Source organism: Rhizobium album (genome assembly GCF_003122325.1).
GTDB classification, from domain to species: domain Bacteria; phylum Pseudomonadota; class Alphaproteobacteria; order Rhizobiales; family Rhizobiaceae; genus Metarhizobium; species Metarhizobium album.
The window spans coordinates 1-16,548 of sequence record NZ_QFBC01000029.1; the positions used below are offsets into that span (position 1 = coordinate 1).

A 16,548-nucleotide genomic window follows, 5' to 3' on the forward strand; every position below is an offset into this window, starting at 1 on the left:
TATCGGGCCGTCCGTATCCGGTCGACGCGCCTTGCTGCTGTCGGCAGTGGCCGCATCAAAACGTCTTTCCGACCGCATCGCGGTCAGCTTCGAGACCGTTCGCCCTCGCACCTATGCCGATGGCTACCCACTCGACAAATCCACCCGTATCGGCACGCCTGTGCCCAACAGACTTTGAGGGAGCGAGCATGCAGCGCAAGGTCAACTTTACCGACAACCAGCAAGTGACGCTGGAAGACTATAACAATCTCGGAAATTTCCCGCGCGAAAGCATGGATAACGTCGTCAAGGATCTCGGCGGCTTTCCGGTCGGGCGCTATTCAGGCTTTGTTGCCGAGCAAACCGGCCAGTCCGTCGTGCGCGTCAGTGTCGGGCGGCTGTTCGCCTCGTCCGGCGCCATCTTCGGCTTCGATGCCGAGGGCGGCCAGACGCTCGACTTCCTGCAGCACCTGCCGGCCGTCGCCCAGAAGATCGCCACCGTCATTGTCTACGGCAACACGATCAACACCGATGTCGAGCCCCGGACGCAACTGGTCGACGTCGAGAGCGAGGACACCCAGAGCGCCGAGCTTTCGACCGAGAACCGCCGCCAGGCCTATGTCGATTTCGTTCTTGGCCAGGAAAACGCCACGCCGCAGGCGCCGGCCATTCAGTCGAACTATATTGCCGTCGCCAACGTGCTGCTGACGCCTTCCGGCGTTGCCTCGATCACCCGCATCACTGCCAACGAGGTCACATCGATCTACGGCAACTCCGAACAGATCGCCGACCATACCCGCCGCTTTGCCCAAGTCGGGCCGCAGATCGATACGCTCAAGACCGATATCTCCGGCCTTGCCGCTGCACTGCGCGCCAAGGCCGATTTTGCGATGGTTTCGGCCATGTCCTACGACCTGGCGCGCGTCAAGGAACGTGTCGATCTGCCGGACGATCATGCCGCCTATGGCAGCGATATCTTCTGGACCGACGACGAAAGCGATACGGCTCACCCTGATTATTCGGCCCGCACCGAACAGGGGCTGCGCTTTCCGTCAGCAGCGGAAGCGGTCGTTGCTCTTGAACTCGACAATCCGATCGAAGACCGCGTCATCGTCAACAATGGCATGGCCCTGCCGAAGTTCTCGACCGTCATCAGGCTTTCCGCGAATGGAAAGGACGGCGAATATCCGCTGACCAACACCACCGTGCAGACCGTGCAGCTGGTGCAGCGCACCGAAGCCCGTACCGTGCGCCGTTACTCCACCACAGAGACGCAGGGCGGCTCGAATGACAGCTGGTGGAAGACGGCCGCCAGCGTCAACGGCATGTCCCTGTCGCAGGTCGGCGCGATCTTCAAGCGCAACGGCGAGCTTTACGAGGTCGTGAACTACTACACCAACTACGATCCTCTGTACGCCTATTCTTATGCCGCCGGCACCCGACAAGCTTATGAGCGCGTCACGCTTCGGAAGTTCACCGAAGAGACGATGAACGACTATTACACCGACCGTGTCGTCTCGACCGAGAACGTGACGGGATCGATCGTCGCGCAGACGATGCTCAATTCGCAGGACGGCTATCTCGTCGGCTTCAACTGGTTCTTCACCCGCAAGGCGTCGGCCGGCGATGTTCGCTATGTCGTTTGCGAGATGAAGGGCAACGAACCGGATCTCAATGCCGTGCTCGTGTCCAACGTGGTGCCGCCGGCGTCGATCGCCATCTATCCCGCCAAGACGGAGGTTCGGTTCAAGCCGATCTTCCAGCAAAAAGGCAAGCGTTACGCCGTGGTGCTGATGTCCAACGGTGCTCACTTTGTCGCCACGGTCGCCGGCAACAAGCTGGCCCAGGGCAACATCCAGTACATGATCGACGGCAGCTGGATCCAGGGCGATCCGTCTGTCGACATGGCTTTCGAGGCCGTCTATGCCAGCTTCACCTCGCCGATCGTACAGGTCTCGCTCAAGGCGCTGGAACTTGCCGGCGGTATCGACAGCGTCAAGCTCAATCTCGACGCTCTCATTCCCGATGGCAGCAAGCTCGATTTTGACGTGCGCGTCGGAGCCAAGTGGGTGCCGCTCGCCGAGGCTGCGGCGCACGTGGCGCTCTTGAGTAACCTGCCGTCGATCCTGCCGATCCGCGCCAACTTCGTCGGCACCACCGATGTCATGCCGGCGCTGGGTCTCGGCGAGGACCGCACCGAGGTGACGTTATCGCGGCCGGACGAAGATCTTTGCCATATCTCCACGGTGCGCACCATGCCGGCGCCCATGGACGAGGCGACAGTCACCCTGCTGGTCGAGAACTGGGACAGTGACGATCACGACATCGATGTCGTCTTGCTCACCGGCGGCTCGTACACGACGACAGTCACGCCCTCGGCGCAGATCATCCAGGTGGATCCTGCCCGTGAGAACGCGGTCAAGGTTGTTGCGAGCTTCACGTTCGGCTCTCCGGTGTCGAGCTTCAAAATCAAAATCACCGGCGAAACCGGCGGCTCGGCGCGGGTCTACCACGTCTCCGAACGTGTCGATGTCGAGTTTACCTAAAAGGAGAGCACCATGGCCAAGGCCCCGGCGAAACCCGCTAATCCGTATGACGATCTCGATGACGATGCTCGCTACCAGGTCGAGATTGCCGCCCCGTTCAAGGTCGGCCGCGCATGGGTGCGGCCAGGCCAGAAAGCCACCCTGACCGGCCGCATCATCAAGGACAATGCCGATGGCGTCTCCGCAGTTCAGCCGCTCGATCGCTGACCAGCTCGGCCTAAAGCCTTCTGGAAAATTCGACTACGAGGCGATCTCCCGCCTGCTGCAGATCCTCGAAAACCGCTTCAAGCCGCTGGAGCTGGCGTCCCGATCCAGCGAGCAGGTCGCCGAGGATCTGCGCACCTTCGTGCTGGCGCGTGTCAACGACATCCTTCTGCCGGCTATCCAGAAGGTGTTCACCTTGACCGAGCGCGGCTTTCTGGTCGCGCGGTCTTCGTCGCTTCGCACCCTTGGCGCCGGCAACATTCTGACCTTTGTCCTCGATGATCCGGTCGAGCGGGAGTTGTTCACGCCGGCGCCATTCACGGCGTTGACCCGCGAAACGACGCCGGATGACTACGGCATCGCCAGGACCATTGCCTACGACCGGGACCACGGCGAATACCTTTGCGAGGTTTTGTCCTTCGAAGGTAGCGCCGGGCCGCACGGCGACTGGGTGATCGGCGCGCTGGCGGGGTCGACGGCAGCAGGGCTGGCAGTGCTCCATCAGTCCGCTGCGGCGCGTGATGCAGCGGTTGCCGCCGCAGGCGCGGCAGTTCCTGCAGCCGCAACGGCGACAACCAAGGCGGCGGTTGCCGCCACGAAAGCGGACGAGGCTGCCGCGAGCGCCCAGACTGCCGCCCAGATCGCGGCATATTTCGAGCAGCTGGAAGGCATCGATCTTGCCGAGATCGCCACAGTAATCGCCGATGCGCAAGCGGCCTTGGAAGATGTCCAAGATCAGATCGAGGCTTGGCTGTCCGGCGGGGTGCCGGCGGCATCCGTCACCGAGAGCGCAACCCGTGTGTTCGTGACGCCGGCACAACGGACCGAGATCGGTCAGCTGCGCACGGACCTTACCGCCATGGACGGCAACTTTAATGGAGGCACGTTTTGAGCCGCGCCGCCCTGCCTACAGAAGCGGTCCGCTTCACGCCCGGCTATTCCTGGCGGCTTGATCTCGACATCCGCTTCGATGGTGAGCGGCCGGATGACTGGCCGGCCTGGACAATCCGCATGCATATCTGGACGGCCGGGCAAGCCTTCACGTTGACCAACGACGCCGGGGTGACCTTCGAGGAAATCGCCGGCCTTCCCGGCGGGGCAGCCGTCATTCCTGTCATCGTGATGTCGGTTGCGCAGACTGAGGCGCTGCGCGATGTCACGGCGCCGATCCAATACCTCATCGACCTCAAGGCGCCCGAAGGCGAGGCCGAAGACTATTTTGCCGGGGCGCTGGCAAAACAACCAGGACCGCCGGCGGAGTTGCTGACATGACCAGGATCGCCGTTACCATGCAGTGCCGCAGGGTCACGGCCAGTGCCGAGATCCGCCACGTCGTCACGGCCTACATGCCGCCGCTGCGCGAGGTTGTGGCGTTGCAGGTGCCGGCGCGGCGCGGGCCACCAGGGCGACAGGGAGATCCAGGCGAGCAAGGTCCGCCGGGCACCCTGCAGAACTCTGGAACAATAATCTTTAATGGGGGTCATTTCTGATGCCGACAGTTGTAATGGATGGCGTGTTTAAGGTCACGCGACGAGCCTCTGGCGGCGCGGCCGGCGCGCCGTCATCGCTCCTGTCGGGGCAGGTGGCTTACAACGAGACCGACGACACCGTCTATATCGGTTTCGGCGACGATGGCTCCGGCAATGCCACGTCCATTCGCGCCTTCGCGGGTGCAGGCACGTTTGCGACCAAGGCATATGTGATCGACGCCATGTCGGACGCCGGCGCCGGCGACATGCTCAAGTCCGAGTATGATAGCGACGATAACGGCAAGGTCGATGCGGCCGACAGTGCCGACCATGTGCCGTGGAGCGGTGTCGACGGCAAACCGGGCAACGCCACCAGCAGTGTGGACGGCTTCATGTCGTCGACCGACAAGGGCAAGCTCGACGGTATCGCTTCGAACGCCAATAATTATTCCCATCCCTCCGGTGACGGCAATCTGCATGTCCCGGCGACGGGCACCGGCAACAACGGCAAGTTCCTGAAGGCGGGAGCGACGGCCGGTTCCGGCGCATGGGACAATGTCACCAAGGCGGATGTCGGCCTCGGTAACGCCGACAACACGTCGGACGCCAACAAGCCGATCTCCGACGCCACGCAATCGGCCCTCGATGCCAAGGCGCCGCTGGCATCGCCGACCTTCACCGGCACGCCGTCCGCGCCGACAGCCTCGGCGGGAAACAGTTCGACGCTGCTTGCCACGACAGCATTCGTTGCAAACGCCATCGCAGCCCTGATCGACGGCGCGCCCGGCGCCCTTGACACACTCAAGGAGCTTGCCGACGAACTCGGCGACCAGGACGATGCGCTTTCGGCGCTCGTCACCACCGTTGCCGGCAAGCTGGCCAAATCCGCGAACCTTTCCGATCTGACCGACGCCGCTGCGGCACGCACCAATCTGGAACTCGGCAGCATGGCGCAACAGTCGTCGAGCAACGTCAGCATTTCCGGCGGCACGATCTCTAATGTCGTCTTTGACGGGGGCACATTCTGATGGGTTCTCTTCTTGTCCCCAAAGGCACGCGCACAACGCTCAACACCAGGGTGTCGGCCAATGCGCTCGTCGAAGGCCGGCTGTATTTTCTGACGGATGACGATCGCCTGGTGGTTGCCACCGGTGTCAACACATTCGTCGAGATGCAGCCCTATGACATCGACACGGCCAAGCTCGATCTCGCGCAATCATTCTCGGCGGCGCAGCGGGCTGCGCCGGTTGCTCTCACCGACGGCGCAACCATCACGCCAAACTTCGCGCTGTCCAACGAGTTTACGCTCACCATGGCAGGCAACCGCACCCTGGCGAACCCGACCAATCTGGTGGCCGGGCAGAAGGGGTCGATCATCATCACGCTCTCAGGCGCCAACAGAACATTGGCCTTCGGGAGCTACTGGAAGTTCTCCGGCTCGGCTCCTACGCCATCAACGGCAAGCGGCGCCGTCGATGCCATTGATTATCATGTCGTGTCATCGACCTTTATTCGCGCCGCTTACACAAAGGCATACAGTTGATGTTTCAGTCATCGATGATGATGGGGGGTGGCGGCCCGAACATTGCCGAGTTGTTTGCCACAACGCTATACACGGGCACAGGCGCAGGCCGAAACCTTGTGACCGGTATCGACGCCGATCTGCACTGGATCAAGCGGCGTGACGCAGCCGCGAGCCATGCTCTCTACGACAAGCCTCGCGGCGTGACAAAAGAGCTTGCAACCGACAGCACGAGTGGGGAAACAACCGTCGCCGCCGGCCTTACGGCTTTTCTGAGCAATGGCGCCACGCTCGGGACCGATGCTGACATCAACGCTTCCGGCGGCAGCTATGTGCATTGGGGCTTTAAAAAAGCTGCGAGGTTTTTCGACGTCGTTGCGTACACGGGCAATGGATCGTCGTCCAGATCGATAGCGCATAGCCTTGGTGTCGCGCCCGGATTGCTCATTATAAAGCGCCGCGCCAACAACGCCTGGCTCACATATGTGCCTGACGGCATCAACAGGTTCGGCCGTTTTGATACGACAGTCTTCTCGAATACGTCGAATAGCATCGCTGGCGCCGATGCAACGGCATTCCAGATAACCGGCACAAGTGACGTCAACTTGTCCGGCAATGATTACGTGGCCTACCTCTTCGCGTCCGACGCCGACCCGTCAGGGGTTATCCGTTGCGGTGTTTACACTGGTAACGGCATGGGAAATCCTGTCAGCCTGGGGTGGCGACCACAGTTCCTTTTGACAAGGCCAACAAGCAGATCCGGTGGATGGCGTATGTACGATACGGCCAGAGGATTTAGCTCCTCGGCTCCATTTCTGTACCCGAACCTCAACTTTGCGGAGGACGCATACAATGTCCAAACATCCTCGGTTGGCTTTGTTGTCAGTAGCACAAACACGGACATGAACGCCTCCGGCGAAGAATACTTCTACATGGCGATAAGGGAGCCGTGACATGACCCTCTACCACGAACAAGAACCGGATATTTTCGTTGCCTGGCGCGGCCAGCCGATCCCCAAGCTGATCGAGCCGGAAGAAGGTGAGGCTTACGAGGATCTGGTCACGCTTCCGCTCTCCATCGAGTATTCCTGGAGCGATGACGAGCTTTCGGAAGTGAGCCTTTACCGCCCGGCCCCGGCCGATCCCGTGCCGGGCGGCAAAGTGGTTGCTTCCACCTCGGTCCAGCGCGTCGATGGCGTCGTCAAATTCGTCGACATGCTTGCCGATGCGCCACCACCGCCTACTGACGACATCAATGCCGAACATGACCGTCGCGCAGCGACAGGCAGGGTGTTTGCGGTAGCGGGATATGGGGACGTCGCCCTGGAGGGCTCGGCCGGCACACAGATGGTGTTGCTCGCGCTGAAGGATACCGCACGCGATATGGTGACGGCCGGCTATTCAGCGCCGGTGCTGCTGTTCACCGACCGCGACAATGTCGATCACCATCTGACGCCGGAACAGGTCATCGCGCTTGTCGATGCCGGCAAGATCTACATGCAGGCACTCCATGCCGCCAAACGGGCGCTCAAAGCCATGGAGCCGATCCCGGCGGATTATGCTGATGATCAGTGGTGGCCGTAGAGGCCTGTGGCCTAAAAAATAGGCGCCCGAAAGCGCCTTTAGTTTGGGCCGCCAAGATGGATCAGAGGCGGGCGCCTTCAGTTACCGTTGGGAGATTGCCCCAAGCTTACGCCGCAGAGGTGACGCGCGTCACCCCCTGAATTTTCACGCGCGCCCGTAGCTTGCCTTCAAACGAGTTTTGAACTCACTTTGAAGGGCGACGCATGTAATGGCTGGCACCACGAACTACGTAGGCGTACGCGTCTTTCCAAACCTCAATTCGTCGTTGGCCAAGATCGATACGCGCGACAGCACCGCCATCGGCATTCCCTTGCCTGCGCCGAATGCAGACAACACGAGGTATCCGATCGGTGAGCTTTCGCGCATCGCGCTCGACAACCCCGAAGACATCAGCAAGCTCGGTGCCGGCATTGTCCAGGATACGGTCAACCAGATCGCCTCCGAAGGCATCGTCACGGACATCGCGTTCGTCCGGACCCAGCACTCCACCGAAAGCGATCCGGAAGACAAACTCGACGCAGAAATGAACGCCATCGTCGGTTCCGCCGGAGCGCAGACCGGTGTCTGGGCGCTGCTGCAGGCCAAGTCGGAACTGAAGATCGAGCCGGGCCTGATCATCATCCCCGGCTATGACAGCCAGCGGATCGGCAATGCCGCCAACGCGGCCGTCACGGCGGCATCGTCCGTCGCCAGCAAGATCATCGACTGCATGGTCGTCGCCAATACCACCGGCACCAATCGCGAGGCGGCCGTTACCTGGGCGGAAGATTTCGCGGCCGACCTCAACATAATCGGCATGTATCCGAGCGCCATCGTCAACCTCGGCGCCGGCAATGTCACCCGGCCTCTGTCGCCGAACGTCGCCGCGGCGATCGTGCGGCGCGATAAGGAGGCTGGCACCCCGTTCAAGGCGTCGTGGAACCGTCAGCTGCAAGGTATCCTCGGTACGTCGGTGCCTGTCGGCTACCAGGATGGCGAGATTTCCAGCGACGCCAACTATCTTGCCCAGCGCGGCGTCGGCACGGTGATCGAGGGTTCCCTGCTATGGAACCCCTTCACGACGGCGACCGACCCGACCACGGTCGGCTGGCGTTCGGTCAAGCGCATTCGCACGCGCAAGGCGATCGACAAGGCGCTGCTGCGACCCTTCCGAAAATACAACGCGGAAGATATCGGGCCGGGAACCGTCTCGTTGATCTATCGCTCGGCCGACCAGTATTTTATGGACCTCAAAACGCTCGGTGCGCTCGTCGATTACAAGCTCTACTGGTCCAAGTCGCTCAATCCGGCCACGCTGCTCGAAGCCGGTGCGCTGCGCGTCAAGATGACGTTCGCCGAGACACCGGACCTCGTCGACCTGCAGATCTACACCGAGCCGCAGCCGGAAGCGTACGAACTGCTTGCCGATAACATCGGCGCGGCGCTCGGACAGCTCGGCTCCTCCAACATCGTCGTCACGGCTTAAAGGAGCGCGGACATGGATCGTCTCATCTATGGTGCCAACTGGTACTGCGACGAAACCAAGCAGTGGCAGCGGGTTGACGAAACCACCTTGCCCGTTCTTGAACGCGAAATGGTCCAGTACGTGATGGGCGGAGGCTACTTCGGCCTGGATCTGCCCGCCGAAATCAGGCCGCTGTCCTGCGAACAGACGGTCAACGGCGAATATGAAGATCTGCGTGTGCACTTCGGCCGCGATCCCGGCGATTGGACGACGCTCCGCTACTTCCAGAAGCTGATCAACGTCTTCCCGGCGTCCAGCAATGGCGACGTCAACCCGACGACGCCGACGCCGGCGCGCGCACTGGGCCGTGTTGTCTTCCTGAAGGGCCTTCTGACGTCCTACACCCCCGGGGCAGTCAAGGGTCTCAAGGCCAGTGCCGCTACGCGGCTGCGCTGGCAGTCGATCGTTTTGTATCACGACATCGTCGACGGCCGGACGATCCACAAGTTCGATGCCCAGAACAACATTCTGATCATCGACGGTCAGAACTATACCGCCGAGCACAATCGCCTGCTGGCGATCTGATTTCTGTTGCCTTGGTGCCGTCGCAAATGACGGCCAACTCGGCCGGCTGCCGCGAATGGCGGCCGGCCTTATTTCTTGAGGAGGATCCCCGTGCAGCTCAAGACCACGATCATTACCCCAAACTCCGAAAAAGACCCGAACGACGTGATCGTTGAAGAGATCACGCTGCCGCCGGTCGAGACATGGCCGGAGGAGGTCAAGGCGGATACAGCGCCGGCATCGCCTGCGATGTCGCGGACGCGGGAGATCGCCAAGCTCGATTTCGATGTTTCCGGCGTCGTCCAACCTTTCATCGTCATCCAGCTGGTGCATCCGTTCCGACATCCGGATCTTGGTATCGTGAAGGAAATACGTGTGCACCGTCTGACGGTTGGCGAAATCGGCGACCTCTTGGATAACCGCCCAACCGGGATGCCCGATCTTTTCGATATCTACGCCCTGCAGACCAACATTCCGGCTCCGGTGTTGCGCGGTCTGATCGACGTCGATGGCGAGGCGGTGACCAAGGTCTGCTACGATTTTTTGCCCCGGTACTTCCGGAGGGTGCCGATCGACCCGCCCGCGCCATCATCGACCTCGCCAAATGGCGAGCAGTGATGGCACGTATCTCGGCATCCTTCGCGACGCCGCTCATGGCCGTCCGCTCGATGCCGTGGGACGAGGCCCTGCGCTGGTACCCTGAGGCCATCTCGATCTACAACGAAACGTGGGGTCGCCGGAAATGAGCGACATGGATGTCTCCCTCAAGCTCCGGCTGGTCAATCAACTCTCTCGCCCCGCCGAGGAAGCCGAACGCGATCTGAAGGAACTGCAGAAGGCGGTCGAGCAGCTCGGTCGCACAAAGGGCGGCTCCGGACTTTCGGACGATCTCGCGAAGGTCGGCCGTCAGGCCGACAGCGCCAAGGGGAAGATTGGTGCGATAGAGGATGAGGCCAACAAGCTGCGCCAGGCCATAGGCCGTACCGGCGATGGCTTTTCCGGGCTGACGGTCGATGCCACAAAGGCAGAAGGCGCCGTCCGGCAGATTTCCGAAGAAGCGACGCATGCCAAGCTCGCCATTCAACGCATCGGCGAGGGGTTTGGAAACTTTAAAGGCGAGGCCAATACGGCTGAAGGCGCGCTGCGCGGCCTGCAGACCGAGGCCAATGAAACGAAGGTCGCGATCGGCAAGATCGATGACAATGCTTTTGGCAATCTGAAATCAGACGCCGCCGGCGCTCGGGAGGCGATCGCCTCGATCGGCCGCGAGGCAACGGAAACCAAAAACAAACTCGATCAGGTGCGGATGCACGACGGCGCTGGCGTGCCCTATCGCAGGCACGATGGCGTGACAGGTGTTCGTGGCCCAGGTATCGGCGCCGCTGCCTATGAGCGATCCGGTCTAGACGCCTATCTTCCGCTTAATGCCGGCGTCGGCTACATGGTCGGCGGGGCCATCGCATCGGGAGGCGTCATCGCCGGCGACGCTATCCGCCGAGCCGCCCAGGACGAATTCACCAGCGACCAATTAATGGTCATGGGTGGATACAGCGAGCAAGATCAGGCCGTCTACGATCGCCTCCTTGCCCAAATCGGCGCACGCAAGGGTGTAGGCTCGCAAAATGCGATGAACGTGTTCGGTACTTTGATGGCAGGCGGGCTTGGTTCTCAAGACGCCGCCGCCATGACGGAAAACGCCATCATCTTTTCGAAGGCAACCCAAGCCTCGACCGAGGACGCGGCCAATACGACGGGAGCGCTTCGCAATACCTTCGGCATCAGCGCTGATCAGATGATGGGCGCCTACGATGCGATTGCGATCGGCGGCAAGGCCGGCAAGTTCGAGGTAAAGGATATTGCCAAGCATTTTCCATCCATCGCGTCCAAGATGTCGGCACTCGGCGAGGATGGAATGTCGGGCACGCGGCTGCTCGTTGCCCTCGGCCAAGCGATCGGCAAGAGGACTGGCAACTCTGATGAGACAGCCGTCAATTTCGAAAACATGCTCGGCAAGTTCCGTGCCCAAGACTTCATCAAGAATGCGAAGGGATTTGGCATCAATCCTGAAAAGACCCTTAATAGCGCCGTCATCGAGGGCAAGTCGCCGGTTCTCGCTCTCCTTCAGGAGATCAAGACCAAGGTCGGTACCGACGGTTTCAAGCTGGCTAAGCTGATGCCGGACGTTCAGTCCCTGGCAGGCCTGGAAGCAGCGCTTGCCGGCCTTGAGGACGTGACCGGCCTGATGAAGGAGATGGAGGGAAACCCGGGCGCAGTCATGGAGGATTTTGTGAAGGCGACGGACAACGCTTCCTCGGCCTTCGATCGCTTCAGCGCCAACGTTGCGGCCAAGGCGACCTATCTTGCCTCCTATGCTTTGCCTCCGCTGACGGCCGCAATGAATGCGATGTCCAACGCCATGGAAGGCGAAGACAGCGGCGGTTTCTGGCAAGGCGCGCTGGATGCTGTCATGCGCGGCATTCCAGGCATCGGACCGGTAAAACATTTGACCGGGTTTGCCGATATTGAAAACAGCGGCCTCCGCGCAATCATCGAAAGCTTTTTCGGCTCGTCTGAAAAGAAGCACGGTGGCCTCTCTCCAGATGAGCGGGATGAGGAAAAGGCACGGCCATCTGGCCAGCAACGGCTCCTCTTCGGTCGCGGACCAGCCGACCCGGATTTCGATTTCCGCCAGGACATGGGTATCAATCTCCGCGGTACCGCCGAGCAGAGTATGGGTGGCTATAACGAGGCGTTGGCTGCGGAAGGCGAGAAGGCGAAAGCCGAGGCGCAGGGCATTGCCGACTACATCAAATCCATTCTGGGCTTCACCGTATCTCCCACGATCTCGCCAACCTATGTTTCACCTGGCGGCGTCGGCGGAGCGCAGCCGACCTCGGGCACCGGCGAAAAGCACTCCTCCGTGACGTCGTCCCAGTCCAGCAACGTCAAGCTCACCCAGCACATCAGCTCTCCGAACAGCCGCGTTGCAGCCCTGCGGGCACAGCGGGAGGCCGACCGTAGTGTCCGGATGGCCCAGAGCCGGGCCTTCTCCGATATGGGGCCGAGGACGGCATGACGGTCTTTCAGCCCAACGGACCGTTGATCTCCATCGGCGGAGCGGTTCTCTATACGATCGGAGGGCTCAATCCACAGCGCCTTTCTCATTCGTCCGAAGCCCGCTTCCCGGCTCATCCCACACCGGCCGGGATCTCGTATCAACGCACCGGTCTGGGCGCGCGCACGAAAACGATTGAAGTGAAGACCGCCCCACATGTCATGGGCGGCCTGGACGCATATGCGATCTTAGAAAATCACCATCGGGCCCAGAATACCGTTCCGTTCCTGCGCTTCTCCAAGAATTTCGTAGGCCTGGTCGACGGGCTTTGCGTGATCGAGACGATGGATACCGATGAAGAGCGGCTCCATCCTTTCGATGGCGTTGGCCGTATCGTCGATGTCACGCTTGGTCTCATCATGCTGCCGATGGTCGGTGCGCCAGTGACGGCTGGTATCTTTGGAGGTCTTTGATGCAGGCAGTTGTCGGATATGGCGGAGAACGGCTCGACCGCATTGCAAAGCGGCTCCTTCAAACTGAGCGAAATGGCGCCGTCGAGGCATTGCTCGCCGCAAACCCTGGTCTATCGGCCGCCGCGGTCAATGGCATCGTGCCGGAAGGTACCATCATCATCGCACCGCCAGATTTCGATCCTGCGCCGGCGGTGAACCAAGTCCTGGCGTGGGAGTAGTCATGCGCCGGCCGATCGTCCAGGTAATAGGCCAGAGCGGTCTGGATCTCGTTCCAGGTTGGGGACCGGCTCTGAAATCTGTTCGTTGGACAGACGTTGACGGCGGCGAGAGCGACGAACTGGAAATCACCTATGCCGTCAGTCCGCCGTTTCCAAACAGCCCGGCCGAGGGTACGCGCTACAGGCTTCTTTATGGCTGGGAAGGCGGCGGACTGCGCGACGGCGGGCTCTATACTTATCAGTCCGATACGCTCGGTGGCGATCCGGAGAGCGGTTACGAGCTGACGATTACAGCCCGTGCCAGCGATTTCGTCGATGGCGACAAGGAAATGGACAGTGAGCATTTCGACGACGAGACCGTGGGCGGCATCGTGTCCAAGATCGCCGGCGCCGCCGGCCGATCGGCTTCAGTCGACCCGTCGATCGCCAACATCCAGATCCCGTACAGGCTTCGTTGGAACCAATCGCGGATTGGTTTCGTCAACGAGCTGGTCTCCGAATACGGAGGTACGCTGAAAATCGCCGGCGAGCGGTGGCTTGTCCCCAAACGAAACGCCGGCACGACAGCGAGCGGCAAGGCAATGCCAACGATCGTCATTCCATTTCGCGAGCACCATTCCTTCAGCCTGACGTCGGAGGGGCGGCCGAAGTACAAGGATATTGCCGCAAGTTTTTTTGACCCTTTGAAGGGCATTCAAGAACTCTTTGAAGGCAGTTCAATCGGCACCGCGTCGCGGTTTTTCAACCTCCATCCTGCCAGGACGAAAGAGGAGGCCGAGCAGGCAGGAAAAGCCCAGGGTGCCGAGCAGGCGCGTGGCAGCGTGAGCGGTTCGTTCGAGACCGATGGCAGCATGTCGGCGATGGGTGGCGCGCCGGTGAAGCTTTCCGGCTTTGGGTCCAGCCGGGATGGCGCCGACCTGGTCGCCTCGTCGATTGAGCACACGATCTCGTTCGATCAGGATGGCGGGTGGCTGATGACCGTGGAGGTGGAGAACAGGGTGAAGTGAACATCCACATCGACTTTTGACAGCGGGTTCGGAATTTACATTTTTCCGATTTCTCGTGACAAAATTCCGGAAAACCGCGTCACGCTACAACGCTAAACCCCATGAATCCTGACTTATATGACGATGAATCCGGACTTATGCGACGAGAGTCCGGCCTGATGTGGCGATGGACAGAAGTGGTGGGCCCGGAGGGACTCGAACCCCCAACCAAGCGGTTATGAGCCGCCGGCTCTAACCATTGAGCTACAGGCCCCGGCCGGATTGGTCCGGCTTCATGCCGCGGGCACAATGGCTTGCCCGCGAGCGGCCTTCGCTCTAGCGTAATTTGCCGTGCTCCACAAGCGCTTGCCGCATTCCCTTCACAATCAAAAGACAAGAAGCCCCAGCAACACCAACCATGAGGATCGACCATGCGCCTTCGGAAAACTGCGGATTTTGCCGCGATTGCCCTTCTCGGCCTTTCATTCCTGGCAGCGGCGGGCGTGGCCCGGGCCGAAGATAACCAGCAGCGTCGCGAAGCGACCATCGTGGTCTCCGGCGAGGGAGAGGCCAAGGCCGTGCCGGATATGGCGCTGATCACGCTCAGCGTCGTTCGCCAGGCCAAGACCGCCCGCGAGGCGCTCGATGACAACAACAAGGCGATGGGCGATGTGCTTGCGGCGCTGAAACAGTCGGGTATCGCCGATCGCGACCTGCAGACCTCCGGTTTCGGCATCATGCCGCAGTTCAACTATCCGACCGATACCGGCGGCCGGGCGCTGCCGCCGGAACTGATCGGCTATCAGGCGACGAACACGCTGACCGTGCGGGTACGTGATCTGACCAGGCTCGGCGCCGTCATCGACCAGGCGGTGACGCTCGGAGTCAACCAGGGTGGCGACGTCGCCTTCACCAACGACAAGCCGCAGCCATTGGTTACCGAAGCGCGCAAGGCGGCCGTCGCCGATGCGCTCGACAAGGCGAAGGTGCTGACGGAGGCCGCCGGCGTCAAGCTTGGCCGCATCGTCGAGATTTCCGAATCGATGCCGCGTGCGCCGCAGCCGCTTTATCGTGCCGCGGCGATGGCGAAAGAAATGTCCGATGCCTCCGTTCCGATGGCGGCCGGCGAAAACAGCTATTCGGTAACGGTCAACGTCACCTTCGCGCTGGAGCAATAAGCCAAAGCAAACGCCCCCGTTCGATCCCCGGCGGGATGGGCGGGGGCGTTTGTTCATCCGGCGGAGGCGATGTCGCAGACGTCGTGGCGCTCTGTCGCTACGAGCGATGGCGTGCGAGGTCCACTGCCGCCGGTCCCGACCGCTACCGGCGAAAATCGCTGTTGGCGGGAAACCGGCGCATTGTTGCGGCGAAACCCTCGATCAAAAGGAAATGCCTGCGGCTCGATCCCATGAGGGGCCCGGGTCGGGCGTCTGGAGGCGAGGTAGCATGTGCGGGAGTTGCTACCGCTACGAGCGATGGCTGATTGTTCGATGCCGCCGGTCGAGCTCGCCGTGCTCGCTATCGCTATCAGGCTTGGCCCCCGACACGGCTTTTGTTCCGGACCCGTCAGGAAAAAGAAACGCCCCTCGCTCGAACCTCTGACAGGTCGTGCGAGGGGCGTCTTGCATCCGTCCACCGGGCGGAAGGCGGACGCAAGAATGGTGGCCGGTCGGCAGTTGTGGTCATCTGCCGGGGCCGATGCTGCACCTCAGGCCGAGCTTCAGGTCAGCGGCGCAGGAGCGGGCAACCGCGGACATTGGCGAACACCATGCGGTCCCAGCCGCCGCGAACGCGGCCTTCGACGACGACCCGTCGCGGGGTGATGTCGACGACCTGGGTGCGGCGCATGCCGTAGTCGCGGGCAATGTCTTCCGCCAGGCGTGGCGAGCAGCCGCGACGGTCCGGACGGCGGCTGTAATAGTCTTCCTGTGCGATTTCGGTACCGATCGTTACCCGGAAGCCTTCGGCGGCCGATGCCACCCCGGCGGCGCCGGTCAGGGTGCCGGCGGCGATCAGGGCTGCGAGACCGGTCTTGGTGATGATTTCAAACATGATATCCTCCGTGGTTGGGGTGATTGCTGGTTAGGCCGCGATCGTGGCGAAAGACGGCGATCGGCGGTTAAATTTCACGATGATGGTTAACGGGCGATGAGCGGGCAGCCGGGCATGTTGGCGAAGACCATGCGTCCCCAGCCATAGAGGCCGCGCCCTTCGACGACGATGCGGCGGCGGCCGACACCGGTGATTTCCGCCTTCTGCAGGCCCTGGCCACGGGCCTGGTCGACAGCCTGTGCCGGAGAGCAGTTGCGCCGCAAGCCGCGCCGGCGTTCCTGGCGCAGTTCCACCCGCGGCTGGTCGGCGACGACGGCGCCTTCGGCGGCAAAGCCGGGCAGGACCACGCCGATCCATCGGCTGCTGTCCTCCGCCGCGGCGGCGGTTCCGAGGCAGACGGATCCGATCGCGATCAGCAGGGCGAAGCCCGTCCTGGCGGAAACTTCCGGCAT

20 protein-coding genes and 1 tRNA gene are annotated in these 16,548 nt (G+C 61.6%); 18 read left to right on the forward strand and 3 right to left on the reverse strand.

The genetic code is table 11. The features are described 5' to 3' along the window. The first annotated feature begins 188 nt into the window (after positions 1 to 188). The 17 genes from DEM27_RS31845 (at position 189) to DEM27_RS31920 (ending at position 14,065) form a co-directional block, all read left to right on the forward strand. On the forward strand, positions 189 to 2,525 hold the full coding sequence (locus DEM27_RS31845) for a hypothetical protein (RefSeq protein WP_109462261.1): 2,337 nt from the start codon (positions 189 to 191) through the stop codon (positions 2,523 to 2,525). Positions 2,526 to 2,537: 12 nt separating this feature from the next. Beyond that, complete coding sequence (locus tag DEM27_RS31850; RefSeq protein ID WP_109462262.1) at positions 2,538 to 2,732, forward strand: hypothetical protein; 195 nt, start codon at positions 2,538 to 2,540, stop codon at positions 2,730 to 2,732. Continuing rightward, positions 2,698 to 3,621: a hypothetical protein gene (locus DEM27_RS31855; RefSeq protein ID WP_109462263.1), complete on the forward strand. Its 924-nt coding sequence runs from the start codon at positions 2,698 to 2,700 to the stop codon at positions 3,619 to 3,621. The genes DEM27_RS31850 and DEM27_RS31855 overlap by 35 nt, the downstream gene beginning before the upstream one ends. Continuing rightward, positions 3,618 to 4,001: a hypothetical protein gene (locus tag DEM27_RS31860; protein ID WP_109462264.1), complete on the forward strand. Its 384-nt coding sequence runs from the start codon at positions 3,618 to 3,620 to the stop codon at positions 3,999 to 4,001. The genes DEM27_RS31855 and DEM27_RS31860 overlap by 4 nt, the downstream gene beginning before the upstream one ends. Then, entirely contained in the window at positions 3,998 to 4,219 is a 222-nt protein-coding gene (locus DEM27_RS31865) for a hypothetical protein (RefSeq protein WP_109462265.1), read from the forward strand. The genes DEM27_RS31860 and DEM27_RS31865 overlap by 4 nt, the downstream gene beginning before the upstream one ends. After that, on the forward strand, positions 4,219 to 5,226 hold the full coding sequence (locus DEM27_RS31870; RefSeq protein WP_205909007.1) for a hypothetical protein: 1,008 nt from the start codon (positions 4,219 to 4,221) through the stop codon (positions 5,224 to 5,226). Before DEM27_RS31865 ends, DEM27_RS31870 begins: the two co-directional genes overlap by 1 nt. Continuing rightward, entirely contained in the window at positions 5,226 to 5,741 is a 516-nt protein-coding gene (locus tag DEM27_RS31875; RefSeq protein ID WP_109462266.1) for a hypothetical protein, read from the forward strand. Before DEM27_RS31870 ends, DEM27_RS31875 begins: the two co-directional genes overlap by 1 nt. Continuing rightward, positions 5,741 to 6,673: a DUF7483 domain-containing protein gene (locus DEM27_RS31880; RefSeq protein WP_109462267.1), complete on the forward strand. Its 933-nt coding sequence runs from the start codon at positions 5,741 to 5,743 to the stop codon at positions 6,671 to 6,673. The genes DEM27_RS31875 and DEM27_RS31880 overlap by 1 nt, the downstream gene beginning before the upstream one ends. Before the next feature lies 1 nt (position 6,674). Next, positions 6,675 to 7,304: a DUF4376 domain-containing protein gene (locus tag DEM27_RS31885; protein WP_109462268.1), complete on the forward strand. Its 630-nt coding sequence runs from the start codon at positions 6,675 to 6,677 to the stop codon at positions 7,302 to 7,304. Between the two features lie 208 nt (positions 7,305 to 7,512). Then, on the forward strand, positions 7,513 to 8,769 hold the full coding sequence (locus DEM27_RS31890; protein WP_109462269.1) for a phage tail sheath protein: 1,257 nt from the start codon (positions 7,513 to 7,515) through the stop codon (positions 8,767 to 8,769). 12 nt (positions 8,770 to 8,781) lie between these two features. Continuing rightward, the gene (locus tag DEM27_RS31895; RefSeq protein ID WP_109462270.1) at positions 8,782 to 9,333 is read left to right on the forward strand and encodes a phage major tail tube protein; all 552 of its coding nucleotides are present in this window, start codon (positions 8,782 to 8,784) and stop codon (positions 9,331 to 9,333) included. A gap of 90 nt (positions 9,334 to 9,423) precedes the next feature. Next, positions 9,424 to 9,930, forward strand: coding sequence for a hypothetical protein (locus DEM27_RS31900; RefSeq protein WP_109462271.1), 507 nt, complete (start codon positions 9,424 to 9,426; stop codon positions 9,928 to 9,930). Next, positions 9,930 to 10,058, forward strand: coding sequence for a hypothetical protein (locus DEM27_RS35055; RefSeq protein ID WP_280954551.1), 129 nt, complete (start codon positions 9,930 to 9,932; stop codon positions 10,056 to 10,058). Before DEM27_RS31900 ends, DEM27_RS35055 begins: the two co-directional genes overlap by 1 nt. Next, positions 10,055 to 12,388, forward strand: a complete 2,334-nt coding sequence (locus tag DEM27_RS31905; protein ID WP_109462272.1) for a phage tail tape measure protein — start codon at positions 10,055 to 10,057, stop codon at positions 12,386 to 12,388. Before DEM27_RS35055 ends, DEM27_RS31905 begins: the two co-directional genes overlap by 4 nt. Next, positions 12,385 to 12,840 carry a phage tail protein gene (locus DEM27_RS31910; RefSeq protein WP_109462273.1) on the forward strand — a complete coding sequence of 152 codons (456 nt, stop codon included), beginning with the start codon at positions 12,385 to 12,387 and terminating at the stop codon, positions 12,838 to 12,840. The genes DEM27_RS31905 and DEM27_RS31910 overlap by 4 nt, the downstream gene beginning before the upstream one ends. Beyond that, the gene (locus DEM27_RS31915; RefSeq protein WP_109462274.1) at positions 12,840 to 13,058 is read left to right on the forward strand and encodes a tail protein X; all 219 of its coding nucleotides are present in this window, start codon (positions 12,840 to 12,842) and stop codon (positions 13,056 to 13,058) included. The genes DEM27_RS31910 and DEM27_RS31915 overlap by 1 nt, the downstream gene beginning before the upstream one ends. A 2-nt stretch (positions 13,059 to 13,060) precedes the next feature. Beyond that, the gene (locus DEM27_RS31920) at positions 13,061 to 14,065 is read left to right on the forward strand and encodes a phage late control D family protein (protein WP_109462275.1); all 1,005 of its coding nucleotides are present in this window, start codon (positions 13,061 to 13,063) and stop codon (positions 14,063 to 14,065) included. Between the two features lie 177 nt (positions 14,066 to 14,242). Here the strand turns inward: DEM27_RS31920 and DEM27_RS31925 are convergent. Next, positions 14,243 to 14,318 (reverse strand) — tRNA-Ile (locus DEM27_RS31925). 157 nt (positions 14,319 to 14,475) lie between these two features. On the opposite strand from DEM27_RS31925, the gene DEM27_RS31930 reads away from it, so the two are divergent. Then, on the forward strand, positions 14,476 to 15,222 hold the full coding sequence (locus tag DEM27_RS31930) for an SIMPL domain-containing protein (RefSeq protein WP_109462276.1): 747 nt from the start codon (positions 14,476 to 14,478) through the stop codon (positions 15,220 to 15,222). A 547-nt stretch (positions 15,223 to 15,769) separates the two neighbouring features. On the opposite strand, the gene DEM27_RS31935 is transcribed toward DEM27_RS31930, so the two are convergent. After that, the gene (locus tag DEM27_RS31935; protein ID WP_109462277.1) at positions 15,770 to 16,096 is read right to left on the reverse strand and encodes a hypothetical protein; all 327 of its coding nucleotides are present in this window, start codon (positions 16,094 to 16,096) and stop codon (positions 15,770 to 15,772) included. Positions 16,097 to 16,182: 86 nt separating this feature from the next. Continuing rightward, positions 16,183 to 16,548: a hypothetical protein gene (locus tag DEM27_RS31940; protein WP_165823711.1), complete on the reverse strand. Its 366-nt coding sequence runs from the start codon at positions 16,546 to 16,548 to the stop codon at positions 16,183 to 16,185.